The 18,952-nt window shown below is 59.3% G+C and carries 14 protein-coding genes and 1 tRNA gene; 7 read left to right on the top strand and 8 right to left on the bottom strand.

Annotation, left to right across the window (positions count from 1 at the left end; all coding sequences use genetic code 11):
• Nucleotides 1-20: 20 nt before the first annotated feature.
• Nucleotides 21-3,056 (bottom strand): hypothetical protein, encoded by a 3,036-nt coding sequence (locus tag NIBR502773_RS29325; RefSeq protein ID WP_141157649.1) that lies wholly within the window; start codon nt 3,054-3,056, stop codon nt 21-23.
• A gap of 36 nt (nt 3,057-3,092) precedes the next feature.
• Nucleotides 3,093-3,869, bottom strand: a complete 777-nt coding sequence (locus NIBR502773_RS29320; protein ID WP_141157648.1) for an AraC family transcriptional regulator — start codon at nt 3,867-3,869, stop codon at nt 3,093-3,095.
• Nucleotides 3,870-4,080: 211 nt separating this feature from the next.
• On the opposite strand from NIBR502773_RS29320, the gene NIBR502773_RS29315 reads away from it, so the two are divergent.
• The 3 genes from NIBR502773_RS29315 to NIBR502773_RS29305 are packed head-to-tail and all read left to right on the top strand — an operon-like array spanning nt 4,081 to nt 7,249.
• A complete protein-coding gene (locus tag NIBR502773_RS29315; RefSeq protein WP_141157647.1) occupies nt 4,081-5,007 on the top strand; it encodes a 4-hydroxyproline epimerase in 927 nt (308 codons plus the stop codon).
• A gap of 40 nt (nt 5,008-5,047) precedes the next feature.
• Nucleotides 5,048-5,986 carry a dihydrodipicolinate synthase family protein gene (locus NIBR502773_RS29310; RefSeq protein WP_141157646.1) on the top strand — a complete coding sequence of 313 codons (939 nt, stop codon included), beginning with the start codon at nt 5,048-5,050 and terminating at the stop codon, nt 5,984-5,986.
• Between the two features lie 3 nt (nt 5,987-5,989).
• The gene (locus tag NIBR502773_RS29305; RefSeq protein WP_141157645.1) at nt 5,990-7,249 is read left to right on the top strand and encodes an FAD-binding oxidoreductase; all 1,260 of its coding nucleotides are present in this window, start codon (nt 5,990-5,992) and stop codon (nt 7,247-7,249) included.
• 495 nt (nt 7,250-7,744) lie between these two features.
• Here NIBR502773_RS29305 and NIBR502773_RS29300 read toward each other — a convergent pair whose 3' ends face one another.
• The 3 genes from NIBR502773_RS29300 to NIBR502773_RS30695 all read right to left on the bottom strand — a co-directional run bounded on the left by NIBR502773_RS29300 (nt 7,745) and on the right by NIBR502773_RS30695 (nt 10,115).
• Nucleotides 7,745-8,752: a GlxA family transcriptional regulator gene (locus tag NIBR502773_RS29300; protein WP_141157644.1), complete on the bottom strand. Its 1,008-nt coding sequence runs from the start codon at nt 8,750-8,752 to the stop codon at nt 7,745-7,747.
• 315 nt (nt 8,753-9,067) lie between these two features.
• A complete protein-coding gene (locus tag NIBR502773_RS29295) occupies nt 9,068-9,676 on the bottom strand; it encodes a LysE family translocator (protein WP_141157643.1) in 609 nt (202 codons plus the stop codon).
• A 280-nt stretch (nt 9,677-9,956) separates the two neighbouring features.
• Nucleotides 9,957-10,115 (bottom strand): hypothetical protein, encoded by a 159-nt coding sequence (locus NIBR502773_RS30695; protein WP_167361111.1) that lies wholly within the window; start codon nt 10,113-10,115, stop codon nt 9,957-9,959.
• A 153-nt stretch (nt 10,116-10,268) separates the two neighbouring features.
• On the opposite strand from NIBR502773_RS30695, the gene NIBR502773_RS29290 reads away from it, so the two are divergent.
• Together NIBR502773_RS29290 and NIBR502773_RS29285 are read left to right on the top strand one after the other, a co-directional pair.
• A complete protein-coding gene (locus tag NIBR502773_RS29290) occupies nt 10,269-10,805 on the top strand; it encodes a GNAT family N-acetyltransferase (protein WP_141157642.1) in 537 nt (178 codons plus the stop codon).
• Nucleotides 10,806-11,063, top strand: coding sequence for a hypothetical protein (locus tag NIBR502773_RS29285; RefSeq protein WP_115487412.1), 258 nt, complete (start codon nt 10,806-10,808; stop codon nt 11,061-11,063).
• Between the two features lie 616 nt (nt 11,064-11,679).
• On the opposite strand, the gene NIBR502773_RS29280 is transcribed toward NIBR502773_RS29285, so the two are convergent.
• Nucleotides 11,680-11,753 (bottom strand) — tRNA-Cys (locus NIBR502773_RS29280).
• A gap of 212 nt (nt 11,754-11,965) precedes the next feature.
• Nucleotides 11,966-14,254, bottom strand: coding sequence for an acylase (locus NIBR502773_RS29275; protein ID WP_141157641.1), 2,289 nt, complete (start codon nt 14,252-14,254; stop codon nt 11,966-11,968).
• A 236-nt stretch (nt 14,255-14,490) separates the two neighbouring features.
• Here NIBR502773_RS29275 and NIBR502773_RS29270 point away from each other — a divergent pair, with 236 nt between their 5' ends.
• A complete protein-coding gene (locus NIBR502773_RS29270; RefSeq protein WP_065927339.1) occupies nt 14,491-14,871 on the top strand; it encodes a fe2+ zn2+ uptake regulation protein in 381 nt (126 codons plus the stop codon).
• An 8-nt stretch (nt 14,872-14,879) separates the two neighbouring features.
• Here the strand turns inward: NIBR502773_RS29270 and NIBR502773_RS29265 are convergent, their stop codons facing one another.
• On the bottom strand, nt 14,880-15,068 hold the full coding sequence (locus NIBR502773_RS29265; protein ID WP_027606724.1) for a hypothetical protein: 189 nt from the start codon (nt 15,066-15,068) through the stop codon (nt 14,880-14,882).
• Between the two features lie 343 nt (nt 15,069-15,411).
• On the opposite strand from NIBR502773_RS29265, the gene NIBR502773_RS29260 reads away from it, so the two are divergent.
• Nucleotides 15,412-18,936: a hypothetical protein gene (locus tag NIBR502773_RS29260; protein WP_141157640.1), complete on the top strand. Its 3,525-nt coding sequence runs from the start codon at nt 15,412-15,414 to the stop codon at nt 18,934-18,936.
• Nucleotides 18,937-18,952: the final 16 nt, after the last annotated feature.

Raw genomic sequence — 18,952 nt, 5'->3', positions numbered from 1 at the left:
ATGGTTCCACCGCGGCGGTATCAAGGGTCGATAACACCGGGTGTAGTCATATGAGGCGTGGTGGGGCTATTCGTTGCATTGAATATGGGGTTGCGTTGCTCGAAACGATCAGCGTCATGTTGACTGGCGTTATCTTTAACAATGTTGTTGATCTCGTCCGTGTACGGCAGGAAGTCGGAAACTATGAGCAGCTCCCAGCGGTTTTCCGGAACGTTATCCAAGACATCAATCGATTTGAGGCGGGTCGTCGACAATAACCGTGCAAGCGTGTCATTCGAGATCGCCTTCTGGCGCAGCAAATACTGTTGCAGCTCACCATGCTCGTCGGGATGCAGCGTCCACAGCGTGTCAGCCAGGACGTCCACGTGACGCTCAAGAAACCCGTTCAATATCTCGTTTTTTGGCTTGCGGCCCAATGCGTTGCCCTTTCCGAAAGGAAGCGGGCGACCGTCCCTTCTAGGAATAGATCGAAAATACGTCCAGACCGCCTGAGCCGTCTCACTGACTCTATCAGCGTCCAGCAGGCGTCCCCAGGTTGCAACAGGAGCGCTCTCAAGTACGGCCAGGGAACAATCGGTTCGTTCGAGTAATGACGCCACCCATTCAGGTTCACCCTCAATTGCCGCCAGTAAAGCACTCAACGACTCTGCGGACTCATCCAGCATCCCCTGCTGCCCCAGCAATGCCTTAACCAGCGTCTTCGGGGAGTGAACCAGCAACTTGTCGATGCCATCCAGTTGCAACGCCAATAGCCGACGGTAGGTCACGAGCGCTTCATGGCCTGTTTTAACGTCAAACGTTGAACAAATCAGGCTGAGCATATTCAGTTGAGGCTCGACAAACCCCAAGCTCACCAGTTGCCTGAGGTCATCTGCACGCGTGGTATCGCTCAGGTTATGAAATTGCACGGGCTGTTCATGCAACCACGTCCACGCGCCCTTACCCTGCGCCAGCAGTGGGACCAGGTCTGAAACATCCGGCAGTCCCTGAACGCTGTACAGAACACCGCTGTCGCCCCCGTCCAGCACGGCGGCTTGCTCATGGGTCAGACTGCTGAAGATCGCGCAAAGCAACGCCTGCCTTGGATCGCTTGGCACATATAACACCAGCGTCTCCAAGAGCATGGGATCAACGTGATAGATGGCCTGAATCAAGGCGGCCGCATGTGGGCTCGGCAGAATGGAGCCGACCGTCTCGGCAAAGCGCTCCATGAATTGAGGGGCCGTGTTAAGGATCGTAGACAGTTTCCCTGCGCTGGGCCCATCATCGGCAGCGCTGTATTGACTGCACAGGTATTCGACCAACCCGCAGATCAAGCCGCGGCCCTCCTCCAGGGTTTCATGCTCAAGTTTGCCAAGCACCCTTGCTGGATCGTTGACGACGGTCATCACCGGCGGGGACTCACCTCGGCGCAACGCCAAGATAAGGTTCTTGTCATCCTGCGTCAGTGCCCCTTCGTAGAAGAAGCTCAGGTAATCGTTGTAATCGGTATCGATAAAGCCGGCACGCATCAGGTCGGCCACGGCGTCAAGGCCCGCGAGCTTGCCGGCCAGAACCTCGCCGTACGCTTGCTTTGCGCCGACTCTGAAGGTCATTCGCCTGGTATGCATGAGCTCGGTTTTGAGTCGTGCGATTTCTTGCTCAAAACGCGCAGACTCCGTCTTTTCCTCATGGTCCGGTAGAAGCCTGATCTGAAGTTCGACCTCTTTTTCCTGCAGACGCCGCCACGCACCGAACTCGTTGAAGATAGAATAGATCGTGCCGCGCCGCTTGGTCAGATCGGCAAACGCTTCCGGGTACAGGTTGCGCACCACCACCATCGCGAACAGCTTATTCGCGTCCAGCACCACACCGTGACTGCCCAGCAGGCTGGAGAACATGTCGAACTCATTGACGATATTCTTGATCAACCTCATCTCATCGATGTAGTAGCACACCGTCTCGATCATCCCCGGATCCAGGTGCCCTATCACCGCTTTAAAGCGCTCTGCCCTCAGCAGGCCCATCATTTTCCCCCCTGAGTTCTCCAAGTTCACGACGGGAATCACGGGAATGATCAGGTCGAAGAACTTGGTCTTTTCACCCACGGAAAACAGCTCATCACGGATGGCATAGATGAAATGAACGGGACGTTTGATTTGACGAGATTGCCTGATGGTGAAATTGATCTCGCGCAACCGGAAGAACACGTCCTGAATGCCGAACCTGTCGAGGTCCTCAATCACCACCACGTCGATATCACTGCGTTCGAAGCAGTAAATGATTTCGTCGAGGTACTTGTGCAGTACGGACCCATGATGGGTCGCTTCCAGCTTTCCGCCCTTCAGCGTCAGCCCATCGATGCTGAAGAGCGAGAGGTACTTCAACACGCAATGGAGTATGTACAGGATCGATGCACCGGCAAAAACCACAGCGCACCAATCCGGCAGGCGCATCAGCCCGGGAATCAGCCACGCGGGATCGATCTTCGGGAGCATATTGACGGAGGGGAGATATATGCGCAGAACGCTGACAATCAGCAGTGCGAAGAACACCGTGTGCAGCGCAATGCTGGAAGCGGGGGCTTGTACGATGCGCTTCAATCGCGTTTTCGGCAGTCGCTTGGCGGGCACTGCGTACAACAGTTGCTGGACGATGGTCTCCTCGATGCGCGACATCAGATCGGCTTCTGCCTCGGACCCTTTCGGCGTGTCCTTGCTGAAGGTCGCCAGTGAAACCAATACGTGCTCGTACTCCGGGTGACGCTCAAAAAAAGTTCTGATCACACTGCTCTTACCGGCACCGTAGCCGCCGGTTATCGCAATATTGCGAACCTGCTCGTTTTCGAGCGCGTGCAACAACTCACTTTCATAACGATCCGCTTGCTTGCCCTCGAGTAAAACAGGCGTCAGAGGTTCGAACGCCCCCTCACTCCTGGAGCCAGCCTTGGAAGCCCTCCATGCCTTTAGAAAAGCCTTAAGACTCCGTTTAAACCTGAGCACTATTCCTTGAGTCACTGAATCGTCCTGTCTTGCAATCTGGAAGGGCACGCGAAGGCGCAAGCCATGATAGCTCATTGCCATTTGCCCCGTACTGCCACCTGACTCAAGCCCTCACATTTCTGCCCCTCCCGTCGCCTGCCGATACTGCCTCGGCGTAAACCCCGTCGATGCCTTGAACTGCCGGGTGAACGCGCTGTGGTCGGTATAGCCGCACTGCAGCGCAACCTCGGTGATCGGCATGTCGCTGTGCAACAACCGATGGGCGTGTTCCAAGCGTACTTTCTGGATCATCTGCCGGGGTGTCAGGTGGAACACGCGCTTGCAGTAGCGCTCCAGTTGCGCCACGGAAATCCCGGCGATGCGCGTCAGTTCGCCGAGGGTGACGCGGCGGTTGAAGTGCGTGCGGATGTGCTCGTCCACAGCGGCCAGGCGTTGGTAGGCCGGGTGGGTCTGGCTGGCCGATTGCAGGTCGACCGAGATCCCGGCCAGGCCGATGATGCGGCCTTCGTGGTTGTACAGCGGCCATTTGTGGGTCAGGCACCAGCCGGGTTCGCGACTGCCGTAGAGGTGCAGTTCGAGTTGGTCTTCCAGCACAAAACCCTGCTGCAGCACGCGCCGGTCCTGCTCGGTGTAGCCCGGCCCCAATGGTGCGGGAAAAACGTCGGCGCTGGTCTTGCCCAGCAATGGTTGCAACTGCTTGAGGCCGCAGCGCTGCACCAGGGTGCGGTTGGCAAGCACGTAACGAGCGTCCAAGTCCTTGATGAAGATGGCGGCATTGGGGATCACATCCAGCATCGGCAGCAGCTGCCCCACACCGGCCAGTAGCTGCTCGATGCTGTGGGGAGGACTGGCCCCTTGGCAAAGGCTCGCAAACGCGCGTTGAAGCATGAGTGTCTCTCCCCGGCTTTCGCCCTGATGGCAAGCAGATTGCCCCATGCCCGGAGTGCTGTCGAGCAGGGCGAACTGTGCTGATTTCGTCATCGATGCCGGCAAAAAACATCAATCGCCGCCCAGCCTGCGCGTTCACGATAGGGCCACTGCATGCCTATCCCTACACTCACAAGAAGGCAGCCCACAGCTCTTATTGATGGAGCGCGTTATGAAGCGACTGCATGTGATCGACTCCCACACCGGCGGCGAACCCACGCGCCTGGTGATGACCGGCTTCCCCGCGCTCAAGGGCGCGAGCATCGCCGACCAGTTGGAAAACCTGCGCACGGAGCACGACCCGTGGCGCCGCGCGTGCCTGCTGGAACCCCGTGGCAATGACGTACTGGTGGGCGCGCTGTACTGCGCGCCCGTCACCCCGGGCGCCACCTGCGGGGTGATCTTCTTCAATAACGCCGGTTACCTGGGCATGTGCGGCCACGGCACCATCGGCCTGGTGGCGTCCCTGCGCCACTTGGGGCGCATCCAGCCGGGCGTGCACACCCTCGACACCCCGGTGGGGCCGGTGGCCGCGACCTTGCACGACGACGGCGCCGTGACCCTGCGCAACGTGCCTGCCTATCGCTATCGCCAGCAGGTGACGGTAGATGTACCGGGGCATGGCGCAGTCCAGGGCGATATTGCCTGGGGCGGCAACTGGTTCTTCCTGGTCTGCGAGCATGGCATGGCGTTGGAGATGAGCAACGTCGACGCCCTCACCGACTACACCTGGGCGATGCTCAAGGCCCTCGAGGCCCAGGGCATCCACGGTGCAGACGGCGCCCTGATCGACCATGTCGAACTGTTCGCCGACGATGCCCACGCCGACAGCCGCAACTTCGTCATGTGCCCCGGCAAAGCCTACGATCGCTCCCCCTGCGGCACCGGTACCAGCGCCAAGCTGGCGTGCCTGGCCGCCGATGGGAAACTCAACCCCGGTGAAACCTGGGTACAAGCCAGCATCACCGGCAGCCGCTTCGAAGGCCGATATGAATGGGACGGCACACGTGTCATCCCCTTCATCACCGGCCGCGCCTACATGACCGCCGACAGCACCTTGCTGATCGACGAGCAAGACCCGTTTGCCTGGGGCATCTGAGCCCAACCCCTTTGATTGAACGCTGCAAGGAGCCAGAACAATGAGCGACAACATCTTCACCGGTTGCATCCCTGCGCTGATGACCCCATGCACCGCCGTGCGCAAGCCGGACTTCGACGCGCTGGCCGCCAAGGGCCGCGAGTTGATCGATATCGGCATGAGCGCCGTGGTGTATTGCGGGTCCATGGGCGACTGGCCGTTGCTCACCGAAGCCGAGCGCCAGGAAGGCGTGGCGCGCCTGGTGGCGGCCGGGGTGCCGACCATTGTCGGTACCGGTGCGGTGAACAGCCGCGAGGCGGTGGCCCACGCCGCCCACGCGGCCAAGGTCGGCGCCCAGGGCTTGATGGTGATTCCGCGCGTGCTGTCCCGAGGTGCGTCCGCCACCGCGCAAAAGGCGCATTTCTCGGCAATCCTCGAGGCCGCGCCCAACCTGCCGGCGGTGATCTACAACAGCCCTTACTACGGCTTTGCCACCCGCGCGGAGTTGTTCTTCGAACTGCGCCGCGAACACCCAAACCTGATCGGCTTCAAGGAGTTCGGTGGCGCTGCCGACCTGCGCTACGCCGCCGAGCACATCACCTCCCAGGACGACAGCGTGACCCTGATGGTCGGCGTCGATACCCAGGTGGTGCACGGTTTCGTCAACTGCAACGCCACGGGCGCGATCACCGGCGTCGGCAATGCCTTGCCCCGCGAAGTGCTGCACCTGGTGGCCCTGAGCAAGCAAGCCGCCAAGGGCGATGCCAAGGCCCGGCGCCTGGCGCGGGAACTGGAAGCGGCATTGGCGGTGTTGTCGTCCTTCGATGAAGGCTGCGACCTGGTGCTGTATTACAAGCACCTGATGGTGCTTAACGGCGACACGGGCTACGCCCTGCACTTCAACGAGACCGATGTGCTCAGCGATGCCCAGCGGCGTTACGCCGAAACCCAGTACGCGCTGTTTCGCCAGTGGTATGCCAACTGGTCGAGAGAGGCGTAGCGGATGCACGACCCTGACCCTGCGGATATCGCCGTAATCGGAGCCGGCATCATTGGCGTTGCCTGCGCCCTGCAACTGGCGCGCCAGGGGCGGAAAGTGCGGGTGATCGACCAGCTGGCGCCCGGCATGGGCGCCTCCTACGGCAACGCCGGGCACCTGGCGACCGAGCAAGTGTTCCCGATCGCCGACCTGTCGATCCTCAAGCGCTTGCCCGCCATGCTCATGGACCCCATGGGCCCGCTGCGCCTGGACTGGAAATACCTGCCGCGCGCCCTGCCCTGGTTCATCCGCCTGCTGCTGAACCTGCGCCCGGCGAGTTACCAGGGCACGGTGACGGGTCTGCGCGCGCTCAATGAAGCGAGCCTTGGCGCCTGGCAGCGTTTGCTGGTCAGCCTCCAGCGCACGCAATTGTTGCGTGAAGACGGCTCGCTGCTGGTGTTCGAACGTATCGATTCCCGCGCGACCATCGATGGGTTGCAACGGCGCATGCACGCGCAAAACGTGCCGGTGGAGTTCTGGTCGGGGGATGCCATACGTGAAGCTATCCCGCAATTGAGCGCGCAGATCCAGGGTGGTCTGTTTTTCCCGGGGACAGGGCACTTCCTCGACCCTTACCGGTTGGTCTGCGAATTGGTGGAGGCGGCCAGGGCCAGTGGCGTGCAGTTCCTCCAACGCCAGGTGCTGGATGCGCGGGTTGAAGGCGATGGCGTCACCGTGAGCACCGATCAAGGCACCTTTGCCGCCCGCCAGATCCTGATCGCATGTGGCGCCCACTCGGCCAGACTCACCGCCGCCCTGACCGGCAAAAAAGTCCCGCTGGACACCGAACGGGGCTATCACCTGATGCTGCCCCATGAACAGCAGCGCCTGCCGTTTGCCGTCACGTCCCTGGAGCGCAAGTTCATCATGACACCCATGACAGGCGGCCTGCGCCTGGCCGGCACCGTGGAATTCGCCGGCCTCGACCGCCCGCCGAACATGGCCCGGGCGTGGCAGTTGCATCGGTTGAGCCAGGGGTTGTTTCGTGAGGATCTGAGTGCAGAGGACGCGACGCCGTGGATGGGCTTCAGACCATCGCTGCCGGATTCGCTGCCGATTATTGATCGGGTGTGTGACGGGAAGGTGCTGCTTGCGTTTGGGCATCAGCATTTGGGATTGACCCAGGCGGCGGTGACGGCGGAGATGGTGGGGCAAATGGCGTCGGGAGCGCCTGAGTTTTCGGGGTTGCCGGCGCTAGGGCCGTATCGACTGGGGCGGTTTTGAGAAGAACCGCCACGTCCAAGCACAGCAACTTGCATACGCTATTTCATGTGGTGAGCGGGCTTGCCCCGCGTGGGGGGCGAAGCGCCCCTGATCAAGACGAATGCGGAGTCTCAGGCACTCCTCTGCGCCTGGTTTTGGGGCTGCTGCGCAGCCCAACGCGGGACAAGCCCGCTCACCACAAGAATGCGCTCGCCTGAAATTATTTATGCAGGGCTCAAGACTTCAGTGTGAAAATTTAACCCTTTAAAATCAGTAATTTATTTTAATTTTTATAAGAGTTTGCTCCCGCTGGACTGCGCAGCAGTCCCCTTTTTTGGGCCGCTTCGCGGCCCAACGGGAGCAAGCTCCCTCGCCACGGGGGTTACCGTTTGCTGTGCGACAGCGCTAAGCCGAAGATTCAGCGGGACCTCCCGTATTTGTGCCGACTTCACTGAACGAGACTACCGGTCGAGGCCGCCTACAGGGCATCCGCCATGCCTTGGATTTCCTCGCACCTTACTTGACCAACCGCTTCTCCTTGGAGGGGCGATATCCGAAATACGAGCTGTAGCATTTGCTGAAATGGCTCGGCGAGACAAACCCGCACGCCACCAGCACCTCCACCTGTGACAGTTCGGTGTGCTGCAACAGCCGGCGTGCTTCGGTGACGCGCAGTTCCATGTAGTAGCGCTGCGGCGTGGTGCCCAGTTGCTCCTTGAACAGGCGCTCCAATTGGCGGCGCGAGCGGCCTGCGTAGACGGCGAGCTGGTCGAGTTCCAGCGGTTCTTCGAGGTTGGCGTCCATCAGCTTGACCACTTCGCGCAGGGGCGCGCTGACGCTGACGTTTTCGCTGGGTTTGATGCGCCGGTAACGCGACTCTTCAAAGGCCAGGATGTCTTCGACACCTTCGACCAGGGCTTTGTCGTGCAAGCTTTTGATCCAGTCCAGGGCCATGTGGAAAGCGCCGGAGGGGCTCGACGCGGTGAGGCGGTCGCGGTCGATCACGTAGGGCTCGCTGGTAACGTGGGTGGCCTTGGACACTTCCGCCAGGGCCGGGCGGTGTTCGGGGTGGATGGCGCAGCGGTAGCCCTGCAGCAGGCCGGCGCGGCCGAGGAACCATGCGCCGTTCCACAACCCCGCGAGGCTCACGCCCTGCTCGGCGGCACTACGCAGCAGTTGGATCAGTTGGTCGTCAGCCTTGAGTTCGGTGCGAAAGCCGCCGCAGATCACCAGCAGATCCAGTCCTTGCAGCGCGGACGCATCGAGACGCGCGTCGGGGCGGATCACCAGGCCCAGGTCGCTGATGACTTCCCCGTCGTCACAACCGAAGGTGCGCGTGGCGAACAGATCAGGTCGCAACAGGTTGGCGGTGACCACGGTGTCGAGGGTCTGGGTGAATGCCGGCAGGGAGAAGTGTTCGAGCAGCAGGAAGCCGACGCGGGTGACCGATGCCGGCTGGGAGGTTTCATTGAGGTAGCGCAGGTTCTTGCCTTTCATGCCACCGCTGAACTGGCGTCTTTCCATCGAGGGTTGGCCCACTTTTATTGTTGATGCAATGGGCGCCATCTTAGGGGGAAAAACGCTGCCTGTCTCAGGCACTGATCTTGAAAAAACCACAGGCACCAAAAGCCCGTGGCAGAACCCTCGCCGGCGCATCTGATACGGTTTTTTCTTTGCTATCTGCGCCTGTATTGAAACGCCGCCTGGGCGGACAATGGCCCCCATCCTCACCCCCTTCCCTTCGGAGGCCTTATGACCAAGATGGCGATTTTCCTGTTCGGTTTTTTAGTGCTGACCATCGGCATCGGGCTGCTGGCGACCATCTCGCCGGTTTAGCGCCTAGCCGGCAAACAGCATCGGGTACAGCGACAGCACCAGCAACCCGGCCATTGACCAGTTGAACAGCCTTACCCAGCGCGGTTCGCGCAGTACATTGCGCAAGCCGCTGCCACATCCGACCCACACGCACACGCTGGGCAGGTTGACCACGGCAAAGACCAGCGCGATCACCAGCACGTTGGTGACATAACCCTCGGCGGGCGTGTAAGTAGTGATGGCCCCCAGCGCCATGATCCACGCCTTGGGGTTGACCCATTGGAACGCCGCCGCGCCGAGGAAGGTCATGGGCTTGCCGTGTTCCTCATTGCTATCGGACATGCCGCCCGCCGTGGCGATCTTCCAGGCCAGGTACAGCAAGTACGCCGCGCCCACATAGCGCAACACCGTGTAGGCCCACGGGAATGCCTTGAACACTTCACCCAGGCCCAGGCCGACCGAAATCACCAGCAGCATGAAGCCGATACTGATCCCCAACGCATGGGGCATCGAGCGGCGAAACCCGAAGTTCACCCCCGAGGCAAGCAACATGGTGTTGTTCGGCCCTGGGGTGATCGAGGACACGAAGGCGAACAGCACAAAGGCTGACAGCAGGCTGGTAGACATGGACATGGTGCGGCATCCGAGCGGTGTGGTAGGCCTGCGACAGTAGTGGGTTATGCCGCCCGGCGCCCCGTACAGCCAGGCACGGATCGAGGCATACACTTCAGGTCCAAATGGGCCGGACGCTTTCACAAAGCTTTCACAGACGCCCCCTTATGGTGAACCCAGCTCCTAATGAACATCCCTTTTAGCCCGTGCTCCCCATCGCGGGCTTTTCTTTGCCTGGGATTTATCCGGGGTAAAAAAGAGGCAGGCCATTGTTCATGGCCTGCCTCCCGTTCACTGACTGTCAGCGCGGACCGCCACCAGGGCCGCCGCCTTGACCATGACCACCACCGCCATGGCCACCACCCCCGCCACCGCCCGGCGGCATGAATATCCAGCAGCCCGACAAGGTCGACAACAGCGCGACAACAACAGCCGCCTTGGTTAGGTAATTCAACTTCATGACAACGCTCTCTGCTTTACAAGGTTGGGTGTACGTCAAGTAAGACCGCGTTAAATGAAGTCCGTCATGGGTTTCGTGTAACGTCTTGGTAGGGTTTGTGTTTGGGTGGATACACGTCAATTCATTGGGTACGCGTTAACCGGGGGGAAGAACATGCTCAACATTCGCTCAGCGACCAAGGCCGATCTCGATAGCCTGCGTGCAGTCGGCTGCGAGACCTATCAAGTGCATTTCTCGACACTCTGGTCTCCCGCAGGTATGCAGGACTTTCTCGAACAGGATTTCTCACGGGATTCGCTCAGCCGCTCACTTGACCTGCCCGACCGTCATTCGTGGCTTATCGCCTCAGACGAACGTGGTAACCCCTTGGGTTTTTCCAAGGTCAACTGGTCAACCCCGGCGCCGATCACCGGCGAATTGGGTGCAGAGCTGCAGAAAATCTATTTCCTCAAGTCCGCCGCCGGGCTTGGCTATGGCAGGCAACTTTTGCAGGTTATCTGCGATCAGGCGGTGCAGCGCGGGGAACGCTTGCTGTGGCTGGACGTGCTCAAGAGCAATTCAAATGCCCAGCGGTTTTACGCGGGGTTTGGGTTTCGCCGAATCGGTGAAATCCCCTACAGCACCGACTTGGCAGAAATCGGCATGGTGGTCATGGGCCTTGAACTGAATCAGCACCAGGCGGAGAAGTAGATGAAAGAGTTGATACAGGGCCTCGATGGACCCAGGACCGCCCAGCAGGAATTGTTTTATGACCTGGAAGATGCAACTGCAGTCATTGGCTGGTCCGTGGTTGAACTGACAGCCCTGGCAAACAGCAGCAGGACGCCGTGTGAGGCGTTGGCGCTAATGAAGATCTGCACGTTGCTGGCCACTCAGCGGGATAAAATCGCCAGGTACGCGGGTGAAGTGAAGGCGCAGCGCATCAGCAGGTCAGAGACTGAGTGCTGAAGATTGAGGTCAGTACGCTCAAGAATGAGGGCCTCGACTCGGAAATCGTAGCCAGCCCTCGATCTTTACGTTAGTGAATAGTGCGAGCCAGCGGAAGCCAACTCGATCAGCTCATTCGACAGCAGCGTCAGGTTGAGCGTTTCTCGTCGAGATCATGTAGTTTTTTAACACCCTTCCCCGTCTTCCGCTCGTATTGATGATGAAAAAACCAAACGACCAAAAGTAGCATCGCCAGACCAAAAATGAATAGCAACAGCTCTATTGCGGGACCTTCGTGTGAAAACATTTTCGTTCCTCATCCTGAAGTAGCGTGACTTGAAAACAGCCACAACCGAAATTATTCGTAACAATACGAACATTTTCAGGGTAGTCGCCAACACGGGCCATGACAACCTTAAAAGCCTCCTGACCCTTGATCTAGACACGTCACTCGTCGAAAACACCTTCGAGCGCGGGAGGGACACGGCACAACGCCATACACAACGGGAAGGGAATGGCGCCTGCACAGGCGGATGCGGAGGGAGGTGGATCGGCCTGCTCGAGAGGTTGGTACCCGGGCCTTTTCTTTCGCCCAATAAAAAACCCCGTAGACGTTAATCTACGGGGTTTTCAAGAGTGGAGGCCGAGGTCGGAATCGAACCGGCGTAGGCGGATTTGCAATCCGCTGCATAACCATTTTGCTACTCGGCCTCAAACGATCAATGCCCTTGTCGCTGGCATTCACCGCATAAAAACTTGAGTGGGCCATAGAGCCCTGCCTCTACTCTAACTCATTGAATACATTGAAGTTTTTAATGCTTCGTTGCGTTCGATGGGCGCCATTATGTACTCATTTGCTTTTGCCTGCAACCCCTTGATTTCAAAAATATTTCGTATTGGCATCAAGGGGTTGCGCGTCTGCCCTACTCCTTGATGAGCTGCTGCTGGTACTGCGGATCGGCCTTGATCTGGGCGTCGGTGAACGGCAGTGAGCGGAGTTTTTTCTGCGCGAAGGCTTGGGTCTGGTCCTTGGCGTAGGGGGATGCCGGGTTGCTGGACAGGGAAAACGCGAGCACGCCCTGGGCGTGGGGGCCCTGGTCGTCGAAGGTGACGATCTGCAGGTAGCTGCTGCCGCTGACCACTTCGCGCTTGCCGTCGGCCCGGGGCACGGTTTGCATGGCGTTGTAGATCCCCAGCGCTTGCGGGCCGCCGTGGATCGGGGTTTGGCCGCTGACCTGGATATCGCCCCATTTGCTGTCGACGTTGAGGCCGAGTTTGGCCACGGCTGCGCTGGAGGCCAGCATGGCTTCGCGCAGGGCCTTGGCCACGGGGGCACGCTCGATGGCCAGGCCCCGTGGGGTGGTCAGGGGTTGGGCCGGGTCGAACGCGACACGCCAGGCATCGGGGAGTTGCTGCAGGTCTTCAACCAAATTGATGAAGTGCACCAGGCCCAGACCGCTGTCGAGGTTGGCGCGTCGGTCCCAATCGGTGAGGTTGGTGCACAGTGGCTTGAGCGCAGCCGCGTCGGTGCCGAGGTGTTTGGCGCAGAATTCCAACAGGTCGGGCATGACCTGGCCGGCCAGGTACACCTCGTTGTCCATGACCATGTTTTGCAGGTCGGTGACGCTGATCGGTTGCGCCTCCAGGGATTGCAGGCGTTGCAGGGCGAAGCGTGCGCGCGGGCCGAGGCCGATGTGGTCCTGGCTGATCACCGGGGAGAAGCCGGTCAACGGTGCCTTGGGGTTGGCCAGCCACGCCGAATCGTTAGAGTGCTGCACGTAGTCGCTACGCTCCAACTGCGGCAACTGGTCGGCGGGGAAGATGCCGGCCTGGGCGGCGCGCGGGTCGACGTCCCAGGCGCAGGCACTGCGGGCGCCGTCGAGCATGATCATCTGCAGGCCGGCACGTGGGTCGCTGCATTGCGCCAGTTTGGCCGCGCTGACGTTGGGCACCACCGACAGGTTCATGTACAGGCTCCGGCCCTGGTCATCGGCGGCCAGGGTATTGACCCACGGGATGCCTTGCAGGGTGTGCACCGAGGTTTGCAGGTCCTTGAGGCTCGTGGCACGGTTCATGGCGTACCACTGTTGCAGGACGCGGTCGTTGCCCAGGTTGGCATCGCGCAGGCTGAAGGCGTGGTGAGTGTCCCAATCCAGCTTGCCGGGCCATTGCACCACGGGGCCGAACTGCGAGCTGTAGACCGGATGGGTCACCGGCTTCACGCTGCCGTCCGCTTGCCTGGCCTGGACCGTCACCGAGGTTTTTTCCAGGGGGATGGATTTTCCATCCAGCATATAGCGCGTGGAGTCCTTGGGATCCAACGTCAGACGATACAGGGTGAAGTGCTTGGACGTATCCACCGTGTGCGTCCACGCCACATGCTGGTTGAAGCCGATATTGATCACCGGCAGGCCGGGCAGCGCGGCGCCCATCACATCCAACTGGCCGGGGATGGTCAGGTGCATTTCATAAAAGCGCATGCCGCCCACCCACGGGAAATGCGGGTTGGCCAGCAACATGCCACGGCCATTGAACGAGCGTTCGCGCCCCACCGCCACGGCATTGCTGCCGCGATCCAGGCTGAAGCGCTGTTGATTGGCGGCGGCCAATTCGAATGCCTTGGCGCTGGGTTGCACACTCGCGGTTGCCTGGGGCGGCGCGGCGCCGACCAGGGCTTCGGCGAACTGGCCGACACCGCCCTCCACCAACAACCTGCGGGTCAATTTCACCAGGTCTTCAACCACCAGCGGCCGCACCCAGGCCGCCTGGCACTGGGCGGGTGCGCCCTGCTCTTTCAGGTAACGGTTGTAGCCGGCCACGTAGCCTTGCATGCGCTGTTGGATCTGCGGGCTTTGCGCCTTCCAGAAAGCAGCCACCGCGCTCGGTGTATTCAGCCAGGTGAAAAACACGTCGCTGGCCAGGTTGTTGCGCTCTTCCAGGGTCGACTGCTCGGGGCCGAAGTACCGGGCCCGCTCGCCGTTCACGGTAACCACTTCATTGGCCAGCAGGCACAGGTTGTCCTGGGCATAGGCATAACCGATCCCGAAGCCCAGGCCGCGTTCGTCATTGGCGCGAATATGCGGCACGCCGAAACTGGTGCGGCGGATATCCGCCGACGCCTGCGTCATCGACTCCCGTGCCGTTGCAGCCAGGCTCACCCCCAGCAACAGCCCCGTCACGCACACCCTGGCCAACCCGTTGGAAATAATCACACAGACTCCGCAGTCAAATTGAACACCCTCACAGGGGTAACCACCCCACCGTAAGGACGCAAAAAACCGGGAAAAATTTAACCCTGGAGCGGGTTTATTCGAGGCGTTGCAGATGTGACAAAACCGATACCGACAAATTTTCTACATCACGCCCTTCATGATTTCGCACGCTCGTTCGTCTTATTGACTAAGAGCGCCATCATTTTCCTGATCAGGCTCTGATAAGGAGTTTTTGCATGTACAACCCGCAAGTGCCCACGGACGGACATTCACCCGCAGCCGACAGCCAATTTGGCAACGGCGCCCAAGCGTTCGGCAAAACCCCCGAACAGCAAGGCAACCAGCGTATTCGCCACCTGCTCAAGTGTTTCGGCCTGCGCACCAGCCTGATCCGGCTGAAGGTCATCGACGCCCTGCTCACCGCCGCCGACAACCAGCGCACCCTGGGGGTACGTGGCGTGCACAGCCATTTGCTGGAGCTGGGGATCCCGCTGTCGTTCCTGAGTGTGCGCGAAGTGCTCAAGCGCCTGTGCAGCGAAGGCGTGATCACCCTCAACGCGGATAAAAGCTACAGCCTCCATGAAGAGGCTGCCAAGGTACTCGACGCTCGAAGCTGAGGCTGACCTTAAAGCTTGACCTTGCGGCGCATGATGCCGTTGATCACCACCACGACGACCGCGACGGCGATGGCGATGGTCTGGAATGTCTTCTCACTGATAAACCCGATGTTCTGCAGGTAGGACAGGCCAAACATCGTCGCCAATACCGCCAGGGCGATCAGGATCGAGTATTTCAAGCGTTGCTTTTGGGTCATGACGGGTTCCTGAACCGGAAGAATGTAATCACTGTGTATCGCCGAACACACCAGGCACATACCCGGCGACGGGATGCACAGGCTCGACGGGATCTTATGTTACAGGTGATGAAAAGCTTTCGCTCGTCCGGTGTCCCCCTCACCCCGAGGCGGCGGGCTTCACCTTTGAATGGACGAGGGCATCGTAACCTTTCACGCAAGCATCTACATGCAGCCTTACACACTGCATGCCTTCGAGGAGGAACCCCGGCGGGTGTTTTCCGCACCCAAAGGGGCGCCTGGGGAACAGGGAACCTCCTACTGACAGGCGCCTTTGTTGATACGTCAAAAAAGGTACCCACCGATGCAAAGTATCCTCCCCGTATCCATTCAACAGCCTCAGCATTTTCTACCTGCAACCCCAGGTGACAGCCAAAACCAGCCATCGTCCGGCTCCCAATACGCCACGCCTGCACAGACACCCCGCCACAATGCCGCCAATACAGAATTGGCGCGGGTGATAGCATACAAACAGAACCTGCGGACCCTGGGCCAAGCACTCACCGAAATCGCCACGCGCCTGGGCACGAGCGCAACGCCCCAGGCTATCCAGGGCGCGCTGAAAACCACGACCATCGATGTTCATCCCGAGTCCTTCTCATCCGACGCCCATACAACCGTCACGCTTGAGGCTTACATCAGGTCGTCCGGCCTGAGCGTACCCTCCAGCCACTTTGCCCTGACCGTCCTGTCGGAATCGGCGCTAGGCAAAGCCCAGGAACACCCTCTGGGCAACTTTGGCGGCGCACTGTCCTGGCCGCTGCCCTTGAGTGCCGATGGGCAACGCTCATTGGTGAATGCCGCCAGGCGCTTTGTGGACCAACATCCAAACCCATCACACATCGGTAGCCAGACTGTGCTGGAGTACCTGAACAGCAACCAGCCACTGCCCAGTGAGGCCGCGCGGGACCCGGTCAAGGCGTTGGAAACGCTCCTTGCCACGCCGCGTGCGCAGGCGTTTGGCCAAGCCTTGCAGACTGAGTTGAACGGTATTGCTACAAACTCCAGCGTGAACGACTACACCTTGGCCGCCATGAACCTGTTGCTGGACCCGCAATCCACGCCTCCTCACGCAAACAGGGTGGCGGGCTTCGATCTGGCCCAGCAAAGCCACTGGGGCAAACCCGCTTCAGCGGTGTTCGGCCACCTCAGCGAGTATTTGAGTCGCACCCACCGCACCGCGCCCGAAATGGCCAAGGTCCGCGCTTACCTGTTACTGGCCAGGAAGGCGCCGGAGTTGCTGATCAAAGACCTCCCCGCCAATTTGACCTATGGCAGCCCGGCCTGGGTAAGCCTCTCCATCGCGGCAGCGACGATAGAAGCGCAGACACCAGGCAAAGTACCCAACATGACCTTTGCCCAAGTCATGCTGAAAGCCAAGGATGCCGACCAGGAAGACATGGCCGTGACCCAGCAGGCACAGGCCGCCGCGTTGCGGACCTGGGGGGTCGTCAACGGCGTGCTCTCTGAAGATGAAGCCGCTCGGTACAACACCAGCGACATCGAAAAGGTCAGGAACGCCTTCAACCTGCAGGCCGATGCGCGGGTCGAGGCCAGCGACCAGATCGAAACCACACTCCCCAGCCGCAAGGAAATTGCCCTGGCCAAGCTAAAGGAAAGGTTTGGCGAGAACTTGCCGTTTGAAGAGAAACTCCTGACTGTCAAGGACAACAGACAGCCCTTCGCCCAACCGCTCTATGACCCCAATAGGGCGCCCGCCGGCCGACACTCGTTACTGGATATTGCGATGAGCGGGCTGCACCTGTATGAATGGGAAACACAACATCCCAAGATCAAAACGGCCATACAAGGCAAGTCCCTCAAATTTGACGTAAACACCGTATTCAATAACGACCTCAAGCAGGCCATAGAAGATCGCAAAGAGGGCATCGCCACGGCCGTCAAGCAAATGATCAGCCAACTCCCGATTGACGATCGGCAGAAGCTGGAATATGGGAAGCTTGAGTTCTATCAGAACCATACCTACACCCTGGGTATGGGTTTTACCGGCCGAACCCTGACGGAAAAAAATAGCACGTTATTGATCAAGTCCACGGGGGTGAATGGCCAAAGGGTTTATCAAGTGGATTTACAGCAAGGCACTGTCAAGCCCGTTCCCGACACTGTCTTGACCCAAGAGCGCGGGCGCAACGCCAACCGGGTCTACCCCATAGAGGCGTTCACACCCACAGGCATGGCTAAAACAGCGTTTGAACAAAACACGCCAGCCCAAAAACCACTGCCCGTTCCCAACAGTTTCTCCAGTCCCCGAACGCAAGCCATCGCCGACGCGTTTATCCAACACTTGGACATCGATAACGAAGATGTAATCAAACAGGCCAAGGGCGTAACCACCTTCGACCGGCAAATGGAAAACCAGTCGAAACTCGCCGAGTTTTTCCTTGACCTGATTCCATTGAAATCGGCGATCCAGAACTTTGTGAATGGCAACTACCTGGATGGCGCAGTCGACCTGGGCATGGATATTTTCGGTTTCGTCACCGCAGGGGTGGGAGCGACAGCGAAAGTGGCCAGAGTCGGCGCCAAATCGGCCAGCGCGGCGACCAAGGCCCTCAAGGTCGCCAGAATCCTTGGCACCACCCTCATTGGCGAACTCAATCCTGTCAGTGGAGTGGGCAATTTCATCGAGGGTAGCGTCCAGGTGATCGGCAAGGGCGTGGATAAGGTCAAGGCCGCCAGCGGCACGTTGATCCAGGCCGTCAGCCACGAGCATGGGCCCATCACACGCGGCACGTTCAAGGTCGCGGACCAGACCTATGAGGCAGACACGATCCTGTCCAACGGGCAACGGTATGCCTACGATCCGGTCAAGAAGAAGCCTTACGGTACACCGCTGGAAGGGTTCTCCCCATTGAATGTGTTAATGCCGCCATCGCCCCGCCCGCGTGATGGACTTCGTTACGATCCACTCGACAGGACTCATCGCCCCGCTCATAGGGTGATCCAGCCCAGGGTTCCGTTACCCATGGATGAATATGCAACCAGCCGCCATACCAATGGCGCTTTGATCGAAGACCACTTCACACCCAATAGAATCCAATTCACCCGGGAAAAATTCACACTTGAAAAAAATGGCTATTTTCGAGACGTAGCGGCGGGCAACATTCCTCCACGTCCGGCGCTTCCTGATATCACCGAAAAGATGACACCCAACGAACTTATCGCTGAAGCGTTGAAAAAAACCAATGTACTGGTGTTTGGGGAAAGCCATAGTGAAGTTGCAAGCCTGATCGCAATGCGCGACGCCATGAAAACCTTCCACGAAGGAGGCGTCAACACCATCTTCCTGGAAGGTGCCACACTCGATGCATACGGTTTGATCGCAGATACAACGCTGGCGCATACCATTTCAAAAAGGAAGGGCGGCGCCACACTTTATGATGAACTCAAAAAAACAGCGGAAGAGTTTGGCATAGAGATAATGCCGCTCGAACATCGCTACCTGACGCGCCACTCAGACTCTCCAGGTTATTTCTCCGGGTTGGGTACCCTCGACAAAACTTCACCGGAATATATAGCGCTATCCAAACAGCGCCTTGAGGAAGTCAACTACTACGGCGCCAAGCAAGTCATGAAAAATGAACTTGGCGGCAAGTCGGTCGTTTGGGTGGGCAGAGCACATATGAACACGGCCGAAGGTGTTCCTGGCATTGCCGAGTTAACCGGGGGAATCGGCATAGGGGTCTATCAAAAAGCAGATATCGTCGAGAGTGTGGCCAGGAAGGCTGACAAACAAAGAGATACCTCGGCAGCGCTGTCCAAAACGGATGACACGGTTGGAGATATGCAAATCGACATAAAAGTCTAGTCACTGGGAAAGGTAA

The organism is Pseudomonas sp. NIBRBAC000502773, assembly GCF_006517195.1.
Taxonomy (GTDB): domain Bacteria; phylum Pseudomonadota; class Gammaproteobacteria; order Pseudomonadales; family Pseudomonadaceae; genus Aquipseudomonas; species Aquipseudomonas marginalis.
This window is presented reverse-complemented; position numbering and strand designations above follow the sequence as displayed.

Bases quoted from the DNA above. Each gene is read 5' to 3' on its own strand.
- NIBR502773_RS29325 (WP_141157649.1), bottom strand. From the start codon at position 3,056: ATGAGCTATCATGGCTTGCGCCTTCGCGTGCCCTTCCAGATTGCAAGA.
- NIBR502773_RS29320 (WP_141157648.1), bottom strand. From the start codon at position 3,869: ATGCTTCAACGCGCGTTTGCGAGCCTTTGCCAAGGGGCCAGTCCTCCC.
- NIBR502773_RS29315 (WP_141157647.1), top strand. From the start codon at position 4,081: ATGAAGCGACTGCATGTGATCGACTCCCACACCGGCGGCGAACCCACG.
- NIBR502773_RS29310 (WP_141157646.1), top strand. From the start codon at position 5,048: ATGAGCGACAACATCTTCACCGGTTGCATCCCTGCGCTGATGACCCCA.
- NIBR502773_RS29305 (WP_141157645.1), top strand. From the start codon at position 5,990: ATGCACGACCCTGACCCTGCGGATATCGCCGTAATCGGAGCCGGCATC.
- NIBR502773_RS29300 (WP_141157644.1), bottom strand. From the start codon at position 8,752: ATGGAAAGACGCCAGTTCAGCGGTGGCATGAAAGGCAAGAACCTGCGC.
- NIBR502773_RS29295 (WP_141157643.1), bottom strand. From the start codon at position 9,676: ATGTCCATGTCTACCAGCCTGCTGTCAGCCTTTGTGCTGTTCGCCTTC.
- NIBR502773_RS30695 (WP_167361111.1), bottom strand. From the start codon at position 10,115: ATGAAGTTGAATTACCTAACCAAGGCGGCTGTTGTTGTCGCGCTGTTG.
- NIBR502773_RS29290 (WP_141157642.1), top strand. From the start codon at position 10,269: ATGCTCAACATTCGCTCAGCGACCAAGGCCGATCTCGATAGCCTGCGT.
- NIBR502773_RS29285 (WP_115487412.1), top strand. From the start codon at position 10,806: ATGAAAGAGTTGATACAGGGCCTCGATGGACCCAGGACCGCCCAGCAG.
- NIBR502773_RS29270 (WP_065927339.1), top strand. From the start codon at position 14,491: ATGTACAACCCGCAAGTGCCCACGGACGGACATTCACCCGCAGCCGAC.
- NIBR502773_RS29265 (WP_027606724.1), bottom strand. From the start codon at position 15,068: ATGACCCAAAAGCAACGCTTGAAATACTCGATCCTGATCGCCCTGGCG.
- NIBR502773_RS29260 (WP_141157640.1), top strand. From the start codon at position 15,412: ATGCAAAGTATCCTCCCCGTATCCATTCAACAGCCTCAGCATTTTCTA.